Origin of the sequence: Brevibacillus sp. NSP2.1 (assembly GCF_000470975.2) — a bacterium.
Lineage (GTDB): Bacteria > Bacillota > Bacilli > Brevibacillales > Brevibacillaceae > Brevibacillus > Brevibacillus agri.
The window spans coordinates 1943378-1958848 of the sequence record NZ_CP048274.1 but is presented as its reverse complement, the minus strand read 5'-3'; the positions used below and the strand labels follow the sequence as shown (position 1 = coordinate 1958848).

General features: G+C 56.3%; 18 protein-coding genes and 1 riboswitch. Of the genes, 4 read left to right on the top strand and 14 right to left on the bottom strand.

All coding sequences use genetic code 11. The features are described from left to right. Window positions 1-194: 194 nt before the first annotated feature. The 3 genes from M655_RS09790 (at window position 195) to M655_RS09780 (ending at window position 3518) form a co-directional block, all read left to right on the top strand. Window positions 195-1502 carry a helix-turn-helix transcriptional regulator gene (locus M655_RS09790; RefSeq protein WP_026557422.1) on the top strand — a complete coding sequence of 436 codons (1308 nt, stop codon included), beginning with the start codon at window positions 195-197 and terminating at the stop codon, window positions 1500-1502. After that, window positions 1489-2295, top strand: a complete 807-nt coding sequence (locus tag M655_RS09785) for a WYL domain-containing protein (protein WP_005829090.1) — start codon at window positions 1489-1491, stop codon at window positions 2293-2295. Before M655_RS09790 ends, M655_RS09785 begins: the two co-directional genes overlap by 14 nt. A gap of 101 nt (window positions 2296-2396) precedes the next feature. Further along, entirely contained in the window at window positions 2397-3518 is a 1122-nt protein-coding gene (locus M655_RS09780) for an N-acetylmuramoyl-L-alanine amidase family protein (protein ID WP_026557423.1), read from the top strand. Here M655_RS09780 and M655_RS09775 read toward each other — a convergent pair. The 10 genes from M655_RS09775 to M655_RS09730 all read right to left on the bottom strand — a co-directional run bounded on the left by M655_RS09775 (window position 3515) and on the right by M655_RS09730 (window position 11286). Continuing rightward, window positions 3515-3979 (bottom strand): hypothetical protein, encoded by a 465-nt coding sequence (locus M655_RS09775; protein ID WP_007784678.1) that lies wholly within the window; start codon window positions 3977-3979, stop codon window positions 3515-3517. The two genes, M655_RS09780 and M655_RS09775, sit on opposite strands and share 4 nt — an antisense overlap. A 163-nt stretch (window positions 3980-4142) precedes the next feature. Next, window positions 4143-4802, bottom strand: coding sequence for a YitT family protein (locus tag M655_RS09770; protein WP_007784680.1), 660 nt, complete (start codon window positions 4800-4802; stop codon window positions 4143-4145). A 277-nt stretch (window positions 4803-5079) separates the two neighbouring features. Continuing rightward, window positions 5080-5646, bottom strand: a complete 567-nt coding sequence (cobU, locus tag M655_RS09765; RefSeq protein ID WP_005829097.1) for a bifunctional adenosylcobinamide kinase/adenosylcobinamide-phosphate guanylyltransferase — start codon at window positions 5644-5646, stop codon at window positions 5080-5082. Between the two features lie 13 nt (window positions 5647-5659). After that, on the bottom strand, window positions 5660-6436 hold the full coding sequence (locus tag M655_RS09760) for an ABC transporter ATP-binding protein (RefSeq protein ID WP_005829098.1): 777 nt from the start codon (window positions 6434-6436) through the stop codon (window positions 5660-5662). A gap of 7 nt (window positions 6437-6443) precedes the next feature. After that, on the bottom strand, window positions 6444-7481 hold the full coding sequence (locus M655_RS09755; protein ID WP_025846378.1) for a FecCD family ABC transporter permease: 1038 nt from the start codon (window positions 7479-7481) through the stop codon (window positions 6444-6446). A gap of 2 nt (window positions 7482-7483) precedes the next feature. Continuing rightward, on the bottom strand, window positions 7484-8461 hold the full coding sequence (locus M655_RS09750; RefSeq protein ID WP_025846379.1) for an ABC transporter substrate-binding protein: 978 nt from the start codon (window positions 8459-8461) through the stop codon (window positions 7484-7486). 150 nt (window positions 8462-8611) lie between these two features. Further along, a riboswitch (cobalamin riboswitch) is annotated at window positions 8612-8760 on the bottom strand. A gap of 135 nt (window positions 8761-8895) precedes the next feature. Next, window positions 8896-9843 carry an MBL fold metallo-hydrolase gene (locus M655_RS09745; protein ID WP_007784686.1) on the bottom strand — a complete coding sequence of 316 codons (948 nt, stop codon included), beginning with the start codon at window positions 9841-9843 and terminating at the stop codon, window positions 8896-8898. A 77-nt stretch (window positions 9844-9920) separates the two neighbouring features. Next, window positions 9921-10052 carry a YbaK/EbsC family protein gene (locus M655_RS09740; RefSeq protein WP_005829104.1) on the bottom strand — a complete coding sequence of 44 codons (132 nt, stop codon included), beginning with the start codon at window positions 10050-10052 and terminating at the stop codon, window positions 9921-9923. After that, window positions 10030-10299, bottom strand: a complete 270-nt coding sequence (locus tag M655_RS09735) for a cupin domain-containing protein (protein WP_007784689.1) — start codon at window positions 10297-10299, stop codon at window positions 10030-10032. Before M655_RS09735 ends, M655_RS09740 begins: the two co-directional genes overlap by 23 nt. A 228-nt stretch (window positions 10300-10527) precedes the next feature. Beyond that, the gene (locus M655_RS09730) at window positions 10528-11286 is read right to left on the bottom strand and encodes a MerR family transcriptional regulator (RefSeq protein ID WP_005829108.1); all 759 of its coding nucleotides are present in this window, start codon (window positions 11284-11286) and stop codon (window positions 10528-10530) included. 120 nt (window positions 11287-11406) lie between these two features. Here M655_RS09730 and M655_RS09725 point away from each other — a divergent pair, with 120 nt between their 5' ends. Beyond that, window positions 11407-11577, top strand: a complete 171-nt coding sequence (locus M655_RS09725; RefSeq protein ID WP_005829110.1) for a hypothetical protein — start codon at window positions 11407-11409, stop codon at window positions 11575-11577. A gap of 158 nt (window positions 11578-11735) precedes the next feature. On the opposite strand, the gene M655_RS09720 is transcribed toward M655_RS09725, so the two are convergent. The 4 genes from M655_RS09720 to M655_RS09705 form a co-directional block, all read right to left on the bottom strand. Continuing rightward, entirely contained in the window at window positions 11736-12668 is a 933-nt protein-coding gene (locus tag M655_RS09720) for a manganese-dependent inorganic pyrophosphatase (RefSeq protein WP_026557424.1), read from the bottom strand. 190 nt (window positions 12669-12858) lie between these two features. Continuing rightward, complete coding sequence (locus M655_RS09715; protein WP_005829114.1) at window positions 12859-13425, bottom strand: PepSY domain-containing protein; 567 nt, start codon at window positions 13423-13425, stop codon at window positions 12859-12861. A gap of 91 nt (window positions 13426-13516) precedes the next feature. Continuing rightward, window positions 13517-14098 carry a PepSY domain-containing protein gene (locus tag M655_RS09710; protein ID WP_005829116.1) on the bottom strand — a complete coding sequence of 194 codons (582 nt, stop codon included), beginning with the start codon at window positions 14096-14098 and terminating at the stop codon, window positions 13517-13519. Beyond that, window positions 14095-15468, bottom strand: coding sequence for a sensor histidine kinase (locus M655_RS09705; RefSeq protein WP_005829117.1), 1374 nt, complete (start codon window positions 15466-15468; stop codon window positions 14095-14097). Before M655_RS09705 ends, M655_RS09710 begins: the two co-directional genes overlap by 4 nt. Window positions 15469-15471: the final 3 nt, after the last annotated feature.

Genomic DNA, 15471 nt, shown 5'->3' with positions numbered 1-15471 from the left:
GAGCCGCGCCAGCAGACAACGCGACGGCTTTCTCTTGCTGCTATCTTCGCTGATTTTTCCATGGCTGAACATGGCAAAAGTATTACGACCCGCTATTTTTGGCAAAATCGTCGCCACGTCTTGACTTGTGCTCCCCCGCTTTCGTAATATGAGGACTAATTTGGAAATTACCGCACAGATAAGGATGAATGCGGATGGCAAAAGAAGGCTTTGACAAAGAATTGCAGTTGCTGCGCCTGATGTTTTTGACCGCAGGGGCGTACAACCGCCAGCAGTTGGCGGAGCGGCTGGGCATTTCCGTCCATACGCTGGACAAAACCGTGAAAAAGCTCAGGGAGATTCAGTCCACCCTCTACCAGCACGTGACAGATAGCGAGAAAAAAGGCTACTACGCGCAGCTTCGCTACAACTACTTTGCTGTGACAGACAATTTTTTGATGTTCCTCTACCACGCCAAATCGCTCAAGGAATCGGAGGTAGAGCGGCTGTCCCGCATCCTCGAGCAGCTCAGCCAGCAGCCGCGCTCGATCAAGGAGCTGCTGGACGCGTTTCTCGCGACTCCGACGGGCGAAGTGCCGGACGAAAAAACGTTGCGCCAGGACTTGAAATACTTGGAAGAGCTGGCCGTCATCAAAAAGAGCGGCGACGCGCGGCCTTATGTTTATCATTTTGACCAGGAGCTGTGGAATTCGCTCGCCGATGACGAGCTGTTGGACCTGCATGACTTTATCGACGTCATGGCCAACACCCAGCTCCCCGCTGTGCCCGGCTACCTTTTGCGCCATAAAGTCAAGCGCTGCCTGGACACCCGGCTCGAGCGCGAGGACTGGGCCGTCTTTTTGTACAAGTACCACTTTGTGTCCCGCATCCTCGACGAGCATCAGGCGCTGCTGCTCGCCACTGCGATCGCCGAGCAAAGAATGGTGGAATTTTGCTACTTCACGCCCAAACGGCGCAAATTTTACGATTCGCAAAACACGAACCCCGCCTTCCTGCGCGACTCCTCGGGCAAGCCGCAGAATGTATATCCGCTGCGGGTCGTGTTTGACCATCAGTACGGACGCTGGTATTTGCTCGCCCAGGAAAGCGAAAAAAGACCGCTGCGAAAGTACCGGGTGGAAGGGATCACCCAGCTTGCTCTCGGCCGACAGGCTGCGCCGGACGTTTTTTCGCGCATGCAGGCGCGCGTAGACGAGCGCATTCAACACAGTTGGCTGATTGATACGGGGGAGCCTGTGACGATCCGGCTGAAATTTTTCCAGCCCAAAGGGACGCCGCACTCGTTCATCAAGGAACGGGTCGAGGCCCAGGGCCAGTGGGGCGTGATTACGGAAGAGACGAGGGAAAGCTTCCTCTACGAAATTACGGTCAACAGCACGCTGGAGATCACGCCGTGGATTCGCAGCTTCGGTTCCAGTTGCGAGGTGCTGGAGCCGCTCTTTTTGCGCAGGCAATTTCAAAAGGAATGGAAGGAGCTGCTCGCTTACTATGAATCTGTTTGACAAAATCCACAACTATCAGCTCGTCACCCGGCTGGACGAGGCTGGCTTGTACCCGGTGACGTCGCACGAAAAGGCGTGGCTCGCCATGATGCTCAAGCACCCGGCGGCGCAAAGCTTTTTCGAAGCCGGGACGCTGTCCAAGCTGCAACAACTGACAGCCGCCTACGCGCCGGCTGACGAACGCGAGCTGTTCATCGAAAAAGCCGGAGCGCGAACCCGGAACGTCTGGCATCCGCTCGTCCGCAAGCTGCGCCGGATCATTCTCGGCAAAAACCACATCCTGATCCACGCGGGCACCCGAAACGGCCGGGCCTACCGCAACCAGCGCGGCGTCCCGTACAAGCTGGAGTTCTCGCTCGCCAAAAAAGACTGGTATCTCATCTGGCTGACCTTCGATTCCGAGCATCTGCTCACAACGCCGCTGTCGCTCATCCGTTCCGCGAAGGAAATCTACGTCGAGGACGCGTGGTACGACAGTTTCTTGCCCGTGATCGAAAACATGCTCGCGGCGCGCCGACAAACGGCGAAAATTCAGGTCGTGCGCCGCTACAACCCGGAGCTGCAGCGCATTTTGTACGCCTTTTCCTGCTTCGACAAAGAAGTCGCCTACGACCCGGACACGCAGGAGTACACGATTACGCTCCGTTTTTTGCAAGACGAGCAGGAGTTTATTTTGTCGCGCCTCCGCTTTCTCGGTTTGCGGGTAAAAGTAGTGGAAAACGACCAGCTCAAACGGCGCATGGCCGAGTCGGCGGCAAACGCTTTGGCCCGCTACGCGCCTCCCCTCCACTAATTTCCTAAGAAAAATCAGGAAAAAATGCACTACTGGACGATTTCGTTTCCCTTTATCATTGTCCAAAGAGAGACAGACAATCGAGACCAGAGGTACACATCATGAAACTAACCGCAAAAACAGCGTCACTCCTGGGAGCGGGCCTGCTGACGGCGCTTTTGGCATGGCCCGCGCTCATGGAGCCGACGCAAGCAACAGCAAATTCTTCCCAGGCAAAAGTCGTCGCGACTTCCCTGAACGTTCGCAGCGAACCGTCCCTCCAGTCGTCCGTCGTCGCCACGCTGAAATACGGCACTACTGTGGCTGTCGTTTCGGAAGATTCCCATGGCTGGGTCAAAATCAAATACCAGCAGGCGAGCGGCTGGGTAGCCGGCTATTATTTGCAAAAAGGCAAAGCAGGCACTGCTGCCTCGCCAGCTCCTGCTCCCGCTCCTGCTGCGTCGGCAAGCAAAAAGACCGGGACCGTAGCGGCGGATGCCCTGCGCATGCGCAAAGGCCCTGGGCTGGAGCACGACATCCTTCATGTGCTCGCCATGGGCACACAGGTTGAGATACTCAAAAAGCAGGCCGACTGGCTGCAAACCAGAACCGCCGATGGAAAAACAGGCTGGGTATCGTCCATGTACATCCGCGAGGGGACAAGCAACCGCGTCGCAAGCAGCAGCAACAAGTCAGGCGGATTGCGGGGAAAAGTGATTGTCATTGATCCGGGGCACGGAGGAAGCGACGTGGGGACGCTCGGAACCAAATGGAGTACCGAAGAAAAGACGCTGAATCGGCAAACCTCGCTGCTGGTGGCGAGCAAGCTGCGCCAGCGAGGGGCACAGGTGATTTTGACCCGGACGAGCGATGCGGAAAAGCCTTCTCTCGCCCAGCGGGTAGCCATTAGCGAAGCGAAGGCGGCGGACGCCTTTGTCAGTATTCACTACAACTCCTCCACGAAGCCGAACAGCGGGACCTTGACGTTTTTTTACGCGCAAAACAAAGATTACGACCTCGCGCGAAGCATCGAGACTCGTCTGGCAGGCGGGATCGGCTTGAAGAGCAACGGCATTTCTTTCGGCGACTACCACGTTTTGCGCGAAAACGACAGGCCGTCTGTGCTTGTTGAGCTTGGCTTTTTGTCGAATCCGAAAGACGAGCAGCTCGTTCGCACTGCCGCTTACCAGGAAAAAGCAGCGCAAGCGATCGTGGACGGTCTCGCCGACTACTTCGGCGGCTAGTGGTACGGCTGGATGCTGTAGGAGAACAGCTTGCGCTCGAACTTGCCTTTGGTGCCAATAAGCTGGTACCACGTTTCTCCGATCAACAGGTCCGTCGCGAAATCTTTTTCCAGCAGATGGGTGATCCGGTTCATGACCGCCTGCTCCTGATCGCTGGCTGTTTTGCAGGACAGCGCCAGCACAAAGTAGGACTGGTCCTCCTCCATCTCCAAAATTTGCAGGTAAGCATCGCCGCCATGCTTGAGGTTAAAGTCGTCGACGACTCGCGCCAGGCCCTGTCGCGGCTGGACTTTGAACTTGGCGGCTTCCTTCCAGTTTGCAATCAGCGAATCATACAAGGAAAATGTGAGAACGAAGTGGCGGGTGTAGTCGCTCGGATCAAACGCTTTCGGCCCCGCCTTTTGTTTTTTTTCCGGGATGACCACGAACGCTTTGTAGTTGCCAAAAAAACGATCGCTCATGCAGACCCCGTCCTTTCCGTCAGACAGCTTTACGTATGGGTTAGTATCCACTACTTCCCCGTGTCGTTATGTACAGGAACAGGGAAAAGGCCAAGTCGACTGGTAAACCGACCTGGCCTTTTTCGCGCTTTTGTATAGGCATGTTTTTCAACTGGATTTCTCATCATTGGTGTGTCATCGAGACGTTGCCATGTCCGTGCGCCTCTTCCTCCACAGCGATTCCTGCACCGCCGGCATTCACCGTCCAGGTAATCACTTGGCTGGAGATGACGACGGCCAAAATGGTGTAGAGCATCTCTTTCATCGGTACATACCAGAACGACAGGCCCAACACCATGGCGTCCAGCAACAGAAAAATCGTACCGATCGACAATCCTGTGTACTTGCTGAGCAACAGGGACAAAATATCGTCGCCGCCTGTCGCAGCTCCGTAGCGCAGAACCAGCCCGGTGCCGAGTCCGGTCAATACCCCGGACAACACAGAAGCGAGCGGCATCACTCTGCTCATATCCATCACAATCGGGGAAAACTGTTCGAACAGTTCATAAAACCCGGTAAACGCCAGTGAGGCAAAGATCGTGTCCCAGATGAACTGACGCCCTCGCACTAACCAGGCAACCAGAAACAGCGGGATGTCCAAGAGTAAAATCATCATCGCTGGCGACAGGTCAAAGGCGTATTTGGCCAGTAACCCCAGGCCGACGAAGCCGCCCTCAGACAAGTGGTTCTGAAAGTTGATGTGATAATACGCAAAAGCAAGCAAACATGCTCCAAACAAAATCATACCGTAACGTCGAGTAAATTGCAGCGCTCTCCTCATCATCGATTCCTCGCATTTTTGTCGGTTTTGGCACAGACGACCAACCGACTACGGAGGAACATCGCAAGTATAAGTCGCTACTCATACAAAGGGCCTCGCTTTCGTAGTAGGCTAGTCGTCCAAGTGACGGTCGACTACTACGAAGCTAGATGTAGGAGAGGTCATACCGTTTCCAGATCGTCCTATGGGGACGCATGGTATCCTGATCCTTTCCATTGCTTTTCTTATAGTATAGCACAAAAAAGGGAAAAAGACGACGCGAAACCGTCTTTTCCCCTGCCTAAAAGCGAAACGCCCTGCTTTTGAGTTCCAGCGGAATGCCTGCTGTGAGCAGAAACACCTGGTCGGCCACCGTCGCCAGCCGCTGATTCATCAAGCCTGCCAGATCGCGGAACATGCGCCCTAACGGATACTCCGGCACCAGTCCGGCCCCGACTTCATTTGTGACAAACAAAATCGTCCCGGGAAAGTCCTCTACAGCCGCAATCAGCTCGTCTGCCTGCGCAAGCGTGCGCGCGAACGCCTCGTCCTGCTCGTGGCAAATCAGCCAGTTGGACAGCCAGACGATCAGGCAATCGACCACGACGACCGCCTTTTTTTGCGCCAGCTCGTCCCGTTGCCCAAGCGAGCGGATCACGTCTGCGAGGGCGTAAGGCTCCTCGATCGTCTCCCAGCAAAACGCGCTCGTTCGCCTGCGCTCGCGATGCCTGGCTATGCGCTCCTGCAGCTCCTCGTCAAAAGCTTGCGCGGTGGCGATATAGACGCCCGATTGCCCCAGATGGGCCGCGTATTTTTCCGCGAAGGTGCTCTTGCCGCTGCGAGCGCCGCCTGTCACGAGTACGATCATCTGTATTCCCCCATTACGACCCGGATTGCAGCATGATTTGCGGCAAACGGTGGACAGGATGCTCCATGACGATCGGCCGCGTCCCGTACACCGCCTCGATCCGGTCGCTTTGCAGCATGTCTGTTGGCGTGCCTACGCCGATCTGCTCGCCTTTGTGCAGCATCAGGATGCGATCGCAATAGAGCGAAGCGAGATTCAGGTCGTGGAGCACCGCGACCACGGTCACCTGCGTCGTCTTTTGCCACTTGCGCACAATGTCCATCAGTTGAATCTGGTAGCCGATATCGAGATAAGTCGTCGGTTCGTCCAGAAGCAGCACCTGCGGCTTTTGCACGAGCGCCTTGCCCAAGGCGACGCGCTGCTTTTCCCCTCCGCTCAGTTGATCCAGCGTGCGATCGGCAAGCGGTGTCAGGCCCAAAAGCTGCATGATCTCGTCGATGAGCGGCCCGACGTCTGTCTGTTCCTCGCCCAGCCAGTTTTGGTACGGGTAGCGCCCCATTTCCAGCACCTCGCGAACGCGAAAGCCGACCGGAGGCAGCCCCTCCTGTTCGAGTACGGCGAGAACCCGCGCCAGCTCCTTGCGCGTATAGCGGCCAACCGGTTTGCCCGCGAGCGTGATTTCTCCCGCATCAGCGGCAATCACACCGGAGAGCATTTTCAAAAGCGTTGATTTTCCGCTCCCATTCGGGCCGATGATGCCAAAAAACTCGCCCTGCTGGACTGTAAACCCGATCTCGCGCAGGACGGACACATCCTGGTAAGACTTTTGCAGCCCGCGCACTTCGATCATGACGCGACTACCTCCTTCCGATCCGTTTGTTTTGCTTCAGCAAATAGGCGAAAAACGGCGCTCCCAAAAACGCAGTCACGACCCCGAGCGGGATTTCTGTCGGCACGAGCAGCATTCGCGCCAGCGTATCCGCCCACAGCACGTACACACCGCCGCAGATGGTCGCCATCGGCAGCAAAATGCGGTAGTCAGGCCCGACCATCATCCGCACCAGATGCGGCACGACCAGCCCGACAAACCCGATGACGCCCGCAATCGAAACCGCCGCTGCAGTCAGGAGCGTAGAGACGAGCAAAATGATGAGCTTCGTCTTGTCGACGTTGACTCCGAGATGCGCCGCCTGCCGCTCCCCGAGCGCAAACAGGTTCAACGAGCGGGCATAGCCAAGCAGCACGAGCACGCCGATCAGCAAATACGGGACCAGGACGTACGTGAAGGCCCAGCCGCGAAACGACAGGCTTCCCATCAGCCAGAAAACGATCTCGTTCACCGTCTGATCCGACAGCGACACCATGAAGGACACGAGCGAGCCGAGAAACGCCTGAATGACGACGCCGGACAAAATCAGCGTCTCCGTCTGCAGCTTGCCTTGCGTCTTGGCGAGGGCAAGCACAATCCACAAGCTGACAAGCCCCGTCAAAAAGGCGACGACAGGCGTGCTCCACTCTCCAAGAACAGCGAACTGCAAGCCGAACAGGATCAGAAAAGCCGCCCCGACGGCCGAACCGGACGCTACGCCCATCGTGAACGGGTCCGCAAGCGGGTTGCGCAGCACGCCTTGAAAGCCCGCGCCCGCAAGCGACAGGCAAGCTCCGATCAAAATGGCCAGTACGACGCGCGGAAAACGCACCTTCATCACGATCTGCTCGGACGACTCCGGCCATGTCGCCGGAATCCACTCCGACATGCCGGGAAGCTGGTGCAAGAGGATGAGCCATACTTGCGAAAGAGGGAGCGACGCCGCCCCCATCGAAATGCTGACCACCACGGATACGAGCAGCACAAGGCTGCTCGCTCCTCCCCATATAAGCCATTGCTTTTTCATTTTTATTTCACCAGGTCAGGATAAATCGCTTTAGCTACCTCGATCAAACCTTGTGTAATGCGCGGGCCTGGGCGCGCCAGCAGGTTTTGGTCCATTCCGAACACTTGCTTCTCGCGGATCGCCTTCATCGTATCCCAGCCGTTGCGGTTTGCGATGATCTCTTCCAGCTTCGTGCCCGTCTTGTCATCCGTAATGCCTTTGGCGTACAAAATGACGTCGGGATCGCTTTTCAAAATCTTTTCCTCGCTGATCGGGTTCCAGCCCTCTGTGTCGGCCGCAATGTTCGTCCCGCCTGCCAGCGTCACCAGCTCGTCGAGGAACTCCCCTTTGCCCACGGTCCAGCCTGGCGCAAACTCCAGGTACACTTTTTTCTTGTCTTCCGGCTTCACCGCTTTGACGGCTTCCTGTACGCGGGCGATATCCTGCTTCATCGCGGCGACGACTTTTTCCGCCTGCTCCTGTCGGTTGGTGATAACCCCCATCGTCAAAATGTTGTTCAGGATGTCATCCACTTTTTTCGGATGCGTGACGTACACTGGCATGCCGAGCGATTTCAGCTTGTCGGCAACCGGCTTTTCCATCGAAATTCCGCCGATGACCAGATCGGGCGACTGGGCGAGAATCGCTTCTTCGCTCGGCTTGACGACTCCGCCCACTTTTGGCTTCGTGCTCGCTTCTGCCGGATAGTCGTCGAAGTCGGAGACACCGACAATCCGCTCGTTCAAGCCGAGCGCGAACAAGATTTCCGTCTCTGCCGGGGAAGTCGAGACGATTCGTTGCGGCTCTTTTGCCACGGTCACTTCTTTTCCGGTCGCGTCTGTGACGGTAAGCGGGTAGACGGTCTGCTTGGCAGCCGCGTCCTGTGGTGCTGTCTGCGGTGCTTCTGCCTGCGGAGCAGGTGCCGTCTGGGTGTTGCCGCCGCAGCCGACGAGACTTGCAGCAAGCACCAGCGGGATGAGCAGTTTCCATGCGCGTTTCATATGTATGACTTCCTTTCTGTGCGACTGGTTGATTCTTAGCAAACAAAAACCCTTCGCATCCAACCGGAACCAAAGGGGCGACATGTCAGGCTCATCCATGCTCACGCAAAAAAACGTCCTGAACGGGCCGAACCTTTCCGCGAAGGCGCAGGCACATCAGGCAAACAGGCAGGTCTCCTGGCTTGGCAGCTATTGCGACAGCCGCTTTACAGTGGCGGGACCGCGCCGGACTTGCACCGGCTTCCCTTTTCACCTCGTCCTTTGGCAAGGACCAAGGCACCTGTTTGCGCGTATTCAATTGCAATGGCCTACAACTGCTAAGACTCATCCATCATGATAGCATTCCTTTGCCAAAAAAAGAATGCTTTTTCGCTGCTGCCACGGCTACGTAAGCCCATGCTGCCCGTCTCGTACCCGCTGTCTGGCGTCTCCCGCTATTTCCTGCGCTTTTGCAAATAGTCGACAATTCCCATCGCACATACTTGCAAATCGAGCCGCAGCACGTCCAGCACCTCATGCCCGTCGCCGATCCCGAACGATTGCAGATGCGCCAGTACACGCCCGAACAGCCGCTCCGCCAGTTCGCCATCGCCGAGTCCGGCGGCTACGACCGCCTCCCCTTCCGCGACAAAGACAGGAAGCCACTCGCGCACCTGCCGATAGACGTCGGCAACATCGTCAGTCATGCCGAAATGCCCGAAATAGATTCGCGCAAGCCCGCGCTGTTCAAAGCGTTCCACGGAGCGCAGCATCGCCTGCGGGTCAAACTGGTTCGGCGAGGTGGACGGCAGGACGAAGTGAATCCCGTCCCGTTGAAGCTGCGGATAGAAGACACCCGCTGTATCTCCCGTGAACATGCCGCGGCTGACCGGGTCGTAAATGCTGAAATGATGGTTGGCATGTCCCGGCGTGTCCCAAAATTCCAGGACACAGTTGGCGCCAATTTGCAGCGTCTCCTGGTCGGCGCGCACGATGATCCGCTCTTCGGGAACGGCGACAATCGGATCGAACAGGCGGTCAAAATCGTCGTGATACACCGCTCTGGCGCCCGCGATCAACCGACTCGGGTCCACCAGATGGCGCGCTCCTTTTGGATGCACCACGATTTTTGCCTGCGGGCACTCGCGCAAAAAAAGTCCCGCTCCCCCCGCGTGATCGAGGTGAATGTGCGTCACGATGATGTACTTCACTTGCTCCGGGGAAAATCCGAGCCTGCGCAGCCCTTCCCGTATGTACGGGACAGAAGGACTCGGCCCTGTCTCGACCAGGGTCAGCTCGTCCTCGGCGATGACGTACGTTCCCGTCCGCTGCGCCCAGCCCATATCAAACCCGTCGATCAGATGGATGCGATGCCCCAGGAAAATCGGTTCTGTAGCTTTCATGTATACCCTCCTCGTTGTTTTAGGAATATTTCCACTTTATCATCTATTCTACAACGAGGCGATAGACCCCTTTGCCGCTAGCGGCACGAAGCGATACAGGCGACCTGTCCGTTCGTCATTTGCACCAGTTGCTCGGGAGTCAGTCGAAACACCGCTTTCGGATGCCCTGCCGCCGCCCAAATGACTTCATAGCGGCTGTTCGCCGTCATTGCTGTACGCGTGGGGGACGTTGCCCGTGAAGCGAATCGCGTCCCCTTCGCCGAGGCGAAACGTCTCTTCCTTGATTTTCAAGGCAAACCGTCCGGCGCTGACGCTTATATACTCGTAAACACCGTCATTGTGCGGCATGGAGAGATAGCTCGCGCCCGGGTCCAGCTCGAACAGATTATATAACGCAACAAACAGAAAAGAAAAGCGGTTGGGCGGCTCCCTGCTGCTCGCCCGCTGTCTGTTCACGGTAACACGCGTTCAGCGCGAAAAAACTCGACCTCGATGGACGGATGGCTCACTCCCTTGGGCCAAAAGTTTTCATCAGCGAAAAAATTCCGGTTCCAGCCAAGGGGCGTGAGCCAGGCCAGCTTGGGCATGAAACAGGCATGAAAAAACACCGCCCCAACCGGATCGAAGCTTTCCGATCTGATTCAGGGCGGTGCGCGGTTTGTTTTTCTCGACGCTATCGGCTGTCTACGCTTGCGTATAAATCACGACCGCATCGCGGAGAAACGCCGCCAGTCCCGGCTGGGTTTTATCGTAGTAGGCGGTGAAGCGCGGGTCGTCCACATACATTTGCGCCACCCCGGCGTGCGCTTCCTTGCTGTAACTGTCCCAGTAAAACGTCAGCCACTGGCGATGCAGGTCAGCCGCTTTCTGCGCAAGCTCGCTGCCCGGATCTCCCGTGGCAAACGCCTCTTCCAGCGTCTTGTGCAACTCTGCGTTCAACTGCTCAAGCCGGTTGTACTCTTCCTCGGTCATTTCCTTGAGTTTCCGGTTGGAACGGTCCACCTGCTCGTCGCCGTATTTGGCGCGAATTTCTTGCCCGTACTGCTTCTCGTTGTCATCAATCAGTTGCTGCTTGAAGCCTTCGAATTTTTGTTTGTCCGTCATCGTTTTCGTCCCCTCTCTTTGCGCTAAGGTTAGATCGACATTGGCGATCAGCCGATCGAGCTGCGCCCGTTTGTCCAGCAGCTTCGCGCGGTGCTCCCGCAGTGCCTGGACGGCGTCGAAGGTCGGCGAGCTGACAATTTCCTTGATCTCCTCCAAGCTCACACCCAACTCGCGGTAGAACAAGATTTGCTGCAAGCGATCCACTTCTGCCTGCCCGTAAATACGATACCCGGATGAATTGATTCTCGCCGGCTTGAGAAGGCCAATCTCATCGTAGTATCGGAGCGTCCGGGTACTGACGCCCGCCAGGAGACCCAGCTTTTGCACCGTATATTCCATCTTCCATCCCTCCTGACAAATTCATCGTACACATTTACGCACCGTCAAAGTCAACCGTAGTTCTGTCAGGAAAAATATGTTAACCTATTGGTAAGCCACTGGAAAAAGGGGGACTTTCGAATGCTCTATACCCTCGTTGTTATTTTGGCTGTTCTCGGCGCCGCCTACTTTTTGACAGGCTCGATCAGCCTGCGGGCAAGAGACAAACACGCAATCCGGCATTACGACGATGACGCCTATGCGCAGCAGACGATGAACCATCTGAGTCATCACAACCACAATCCGTTTTGAGCGCCATGAGAAAACCAAAGGCTGTGCCGATGACTTGGCGCAGCCTTGGTTGCCCTTATCCTGGATGAGAATCTGATCCGTTTTTATTTGATAGGAAAAAAGGCTGCCCACATTTTCGCGGGCAGCCTTTGTGTTTTTTGGTATTTCGGTAGCGTATTTTAGAGAGCCTGGAATGTATCTGTCAATACAGGCACGATCTGCTTCTTGCGGGAAACGACTCCTTTGAGAACGGCTTTGTTGTCAACCAGCGTGACGTTGTACGCCTTTTCTACCGCTTGTGTAGCCGTACCGAGCGCCAGCGCCACAGAGTCGTTGTTCAGGATGTCGGTTACGACGAACACGAACAGGTCCAGACCTTTGTCCGCGATGATGGCGGAAATAGCCGCTTCCAGTTCGCCTTGGCGAGCCAGCACGTCATTGACGTCTACTGCGTTGACTTGGGCGATTTCCACTTTCGCGTTGCCCATTTGAAATTCTTTGGCATCGAGGGAGAGCAGTTGGGCGATGGTTTTGTCGCTCAAATCTGCGCCTGCCTTGAGCATTTCCAGTCCGTACGCTTGCAGGTCCACACCTGCGATTTCCGCCAGTTCATGGGCAGCGGCTACGTCTTGCTCTGTGCAGGTCGGGGATTTCAGCAGCAGCGTGTCGGAAATGATCGCGGACAGCATCAGACCCGCGATGTCTTTTGGAATCTCCACGCCGTTTTCTTTGTACATTTTTTTCAAGATGGTCGCGGTGCAGCCGACAGGCTCCGCGCGGAAGTACAGCGGATTGCTTGTCTCGAAGTTCGCGATGCGATGATGGTCAATTACCTCGACTACTTGCACCTGCTCGATGTCGTTTGCGCTCTGTTGACGCTCGTTGTGGTCCACGAGGATTACTTCGTTGACTTCGTTCGCCACGGTTTCCACGAGGCGAGGCTCTTTTACCTGGAAGTAGTTCAAGACGAACGCCGTCTCGCTGCTGATGACACCGAGGCGAACTGGCTCTACGTTTGCGCCGAGCTTCGTTTTCAGATCAGCGTAGACGAGCGCCGAGCAAATGGAATCCGTATCTGGATTTTTATGACCGAAGATTAGCTTTTTTTCCATCATCCATACTCCTTAGTCGTATATTGGCGTCAAAATTATACCACAATCTAGCGGGTAATCCCAAGTAACATTATAGGTTCTACGCTGATGAATGGGAATACGGAATTGCCAGAAAATGAAAAAACCGGCCTTGTCGTCTGGACAAAGGCCGGTTTGCGGTTTGCTGCGGACTGTACTCGCGCGTTACAACTTAGTCGTCCCACTCCATGCTCAAAATCTCGCCAGTCGTAGCCGATATGTCCATCTCGGCTTCCTGTCTGTTGCCTGTGCGGACCTCTACCTCGTAGATGTAGTAGCCGTCGTCTTCGTCCAGCTTGATTTTTTTGATGCTTCCGTTTACTTTGGACAACGCGATTTTTTTCGCTTCCTCCACAGTGATCTTCACCGTTTTCTGCTTGCGCACCGGATCGTTCTCGCGCCAAACCTCGCCCGTTACCGCGTCGACGTAGACGTCGATCTCACGGTAGTTGTGGAAAATCTCCGCCTTGTACACAAGCGTTTTTCCCGCGCGGTCCAGCTTCCATTCCTTGATGACGCCAGGCTGGACGCCCAGGGCCAGTTTTTGCGCCTGCTCAGACGTGATGCGGATTTGCTTTTCCCAACCGAACGGAACGTCGTCATCCACGTGCAAATAGTTGAAGCTGGTCGGCTGCTGGTTCGGCTGAGGATTGTGCTGGTATGTCTTCGCCATGGCTGACGCGCCAAGGCTCCCCACGACGATTGCACCTGCTGCTATCATAATGACGTTTCTCTTCATGTTTCTCTCTCCTTTTTTTCTACTGACCTCATCGTACAAGAGGCAGATGAGCAGAAAGCGAGAGAAAGATTAAAATTTGATGAGAAAGCCTTTAGTCCTCCCACATGATCGACAGCACTTGTCCGGTGAGCGGGTCGACGGCGACCTTCACTTCCCGGTTTTCGGCGGTGACGACCTCTACCTCGTAGACGGCCATCCCATCCTTCTGCTCCACCTCGATGCCGTCAAACGTCCCGGCTACTTGTTGCAAAGCGATTTCTCGCGCCCGGTCGAGGGAAATGCCGCTTTTGGCAATCTCGCTAGTTGGCGCTGGCGAAGCCGGGCGGCTGCCGCCTTCCTCCGCTGTCTGCGGCGCTGTTTCTGCGGAAGCAGGCTGCGGCCTGGGCTTTGCCGACAGCAGCGTAATGTGGGTGACTTGTCCGGTGAGCGCATCCGCTTGCACGCGATACGTTCCGGTTTGATTTTCCACTGTCCCCGCGTAGACCTCCCTGCCGTCCTCTGTCGTCAGCTCAAAAGCTGTCTTCGCCTTGCCGTATCTGGCTTCCAGCGACTTCGTGATTTCTTCGCTCGTGCGTTTCTTGTCCTGCTCGCCTGCCGCAAGCTGCGACACGCCGAACACGGCTCCCGCCACCAGCGCCAGTCCGATCATCCCGATCGCATGGTTTCGCTTCATTCGCTCTCCCCCGCTTTCTTTTGGGTCGCACTCGGCAATGTCACGGTAAACGCGCTGCCTACCCCGACCTCACTGCGCACATCCAGCCTGCCGCCGTGCACGTCGACAATCCGCTTGGCGATCGACAGGCCGAGCCCTGTGCCGCCTGTATCGCGTGCGCGCGCTTTGTCCACCCGGTAAAAACGGTCGAAAATGTGGGCAAGGTCTTCCGGCGGGATGCCCACCCCTTGATCGATCACAGACAGCGTCACCGTGTCCGCCTGCTCGGCAATCTCTACCCGGATCGCCTCCGTGCTGTAGGTCAGCGCATTGTCGAGCAAAATGACCAGCAACTGCTTGAGCCGCTGCTCGTCGGCGAGCACGTGAATCCCCGGCGTTTGCGCCTCGACGCGAATCTCCTGCTCGTAGGTGCGCCGCATCCATTTGCTCGTCTCCTCGCACAGCTTTTCCACATCTACCGCCTGCACGTCCAGATTCGACTCCTCGTCCGGGTTCGCCAGCATCAGCATTTGCCGGGTCAGCTTTTTCATCCGCACAGCTTCCGAGTAGATAGCCTCGACGGATTCTTCCAACAGCTCCGGCTTGTTCATGCCCCATCTTTTCAGCATCGTCGCATAGCCTTCGATCACGGTGAGCGGCGTCTTCAACTCGTGGGACGCGTCCAGCACAAATTGCTGCTGCTTGACAAAATGTTGCTGCAAAATATCCATCATTTTGTTGAACGTGTTTCCCATCTGGTACAGCTCGTCGTTTGATCTGGCCGGCAGCTCCAGCTTTTTGAACTGGCCTTTGCGCTGGATTTCTTCCATCGTGCGAATGAGCGAGTTGATCGGTCCGACGATGAGGTTGCCGAGCATTTTGCCCGCCCAAAACGAAGGCAAGAGCACGACAAGTGAAGCGATCAAGAGCACGACGAGCAGCACCTGCATCGTCTCCTGCACCTGCGGCAAGGCCGTCGTCACCTCCATCGACATGACGCTGCCGTCTCCCGCGATCAGCGGCATCTGCCCGATGGCGTAGAGCACGCCGTCTTTTTCCTCGATCCGGTACGTTTCTTGCGGGCTGAACGCAGGCGGCCACTTGCCGTAGGCCAGCTCCTTCGTCGCCGTCACCACTGCGCGGGACTCGGCGTTTACGATGCGGATCATGTCGATCGGGGACAAATACGCCTGCAACAGCTCGGCCGGCTCGGCCTGACTGCCCGCTTCATGCAGCCGCTGGGCGATGTTTTCGGTCTGGAGTTGCAGTCTTTCCAATTCCAGGTCGGTCGTTTGTTTGTAAAACAGCCAGTAAATCGACGTGTTGATGAGACATAAAGTCAGCACGAGCCACACCGTCGAGAACAGATGGATTTTGCTGCGAATCGTCATCGT

Excerpts from the sequence above, each read along its gene's own strand:
- M655_RS09780 (WP_026557423.1), top strand. The coding sequence starts at position 2,397 with ATGAAACTAACCGCAAAAACAGCGTCACTCCTGGGAGCGGGCCTGCTG.
- M655_RS09705 (WP_005829117.1), bottom strand. The coding sequence starts at position 15,468 with ATGACGATTCGCAGCAAAATCCATCTGTTCTCGACGGTGTGGCTCGTG.
- M655_RS09715 (WP_005829114.1), bottom strand. The coding sequence starts at position 13,425 with ATGAAGAGAAACGTCATTATGATAGCAGCAGGTGCAATCGTCGTGGGG.
- M655_RS09720 (WP_026557424.1), bottom strand. The coding sequence starts at position 12,668 with ATGGAAAAAAAGCTAATCTTCGGTCATAAAAATCCAGATACGGATTCC.
- M655_RS09710 (WP_005829116.1), bottom strand. The coding sequence starts at position 14,098 with ATGAAGCGAAACCATGCGATCGGGATGATCGGACTGGCGCTGGTGGCG.
- M655_RS09755 (WP_025846378.1), bottom strand. The coding sequence starts at position 7,481 with ATGAAAAAGCAATGGCTTATATGGGGAGGAGCGAGCAGCCTTGTGCTG.
- M655_RS09750 (WP_025846379.1), bottom strand. The coding sequence starts at position 8,461 with ATGAAACGCGCATGGAAACTGCTCATCCCGCTGGTGCTTGCTGCAAGT.
- M655_RS09725 (WP_005829110.1), top strand. The coding sequence starts at position 11,407 with ATGCTCTATACCCTCGTTGTTATTTTGGCTGTTCTCGGCGCCGCCTAC.
- M655_RS09745 (WP_007784686.1), bottom strand. The coding sequence starts at position 9,843 with ATGAAAGCTACAGAACCGATTTTCCTGGGGCATCGCATCCATCTGATC.
- M655_RS09730 (WP_005829108.1), bottom strand. The coding sequence starts at position 11,286 with ATGGAATATACGGTGCAAAAGCTGGGTCTCCTGGCGGGCGTCAGTACC.
- M655_RS09785 (WP_005829090.1), top strand. The coding sequence starts at position 1,489 with ATGAATCTGTTTGACAAAATCCACAACTATCAGCTCGTCACCCGGCTG.
- M655_RS09790 (WP_026557422.1), top strand. The coding sequence starts at position 195 with ATGGCAAAAGAAGGCTTTGACAAAGAATTGCAGTTGCTGCGCCTGATG.
- M655_RS09760 (WP_005829098.1), bottom strand. The coding sequence starts at position 6,436 with ATGATCGAAGTGCGCGGGCTGCAAAAGTCTTACCAGGATGTGTCCGTC.
- M655_RS09740 (WP_005829104.1), bottom strand. The coding sequence starts at position 10,052 with ATGACGGCGAACAGCCGCTATGAAGTCATTTGGGCGGCGGCAGGGCAT.
- cobU (WP_005829097.1), bottom strand. The coding sequence starts at position 5,646 with ATGATCGTACTCGTGACAGGCGGCGCTCGCAGCGGCAAGAGCACCTTC.
- M655_RS09770 (WP_007784680.1), bottom strand. The coding sequence starts at position 4,802 with ATGATGAGGAGAGCGCTGCAATTTACTCGACGTTACGGTATGATTTTG.
- M655_RS09775 (WP_007784678.1), bottom strand. The coding sequence starts at position 3,979 with ATGAGCGATCGTTTTTTTGGCAACTACAAAGCGTTCGTGGTCATCCCG.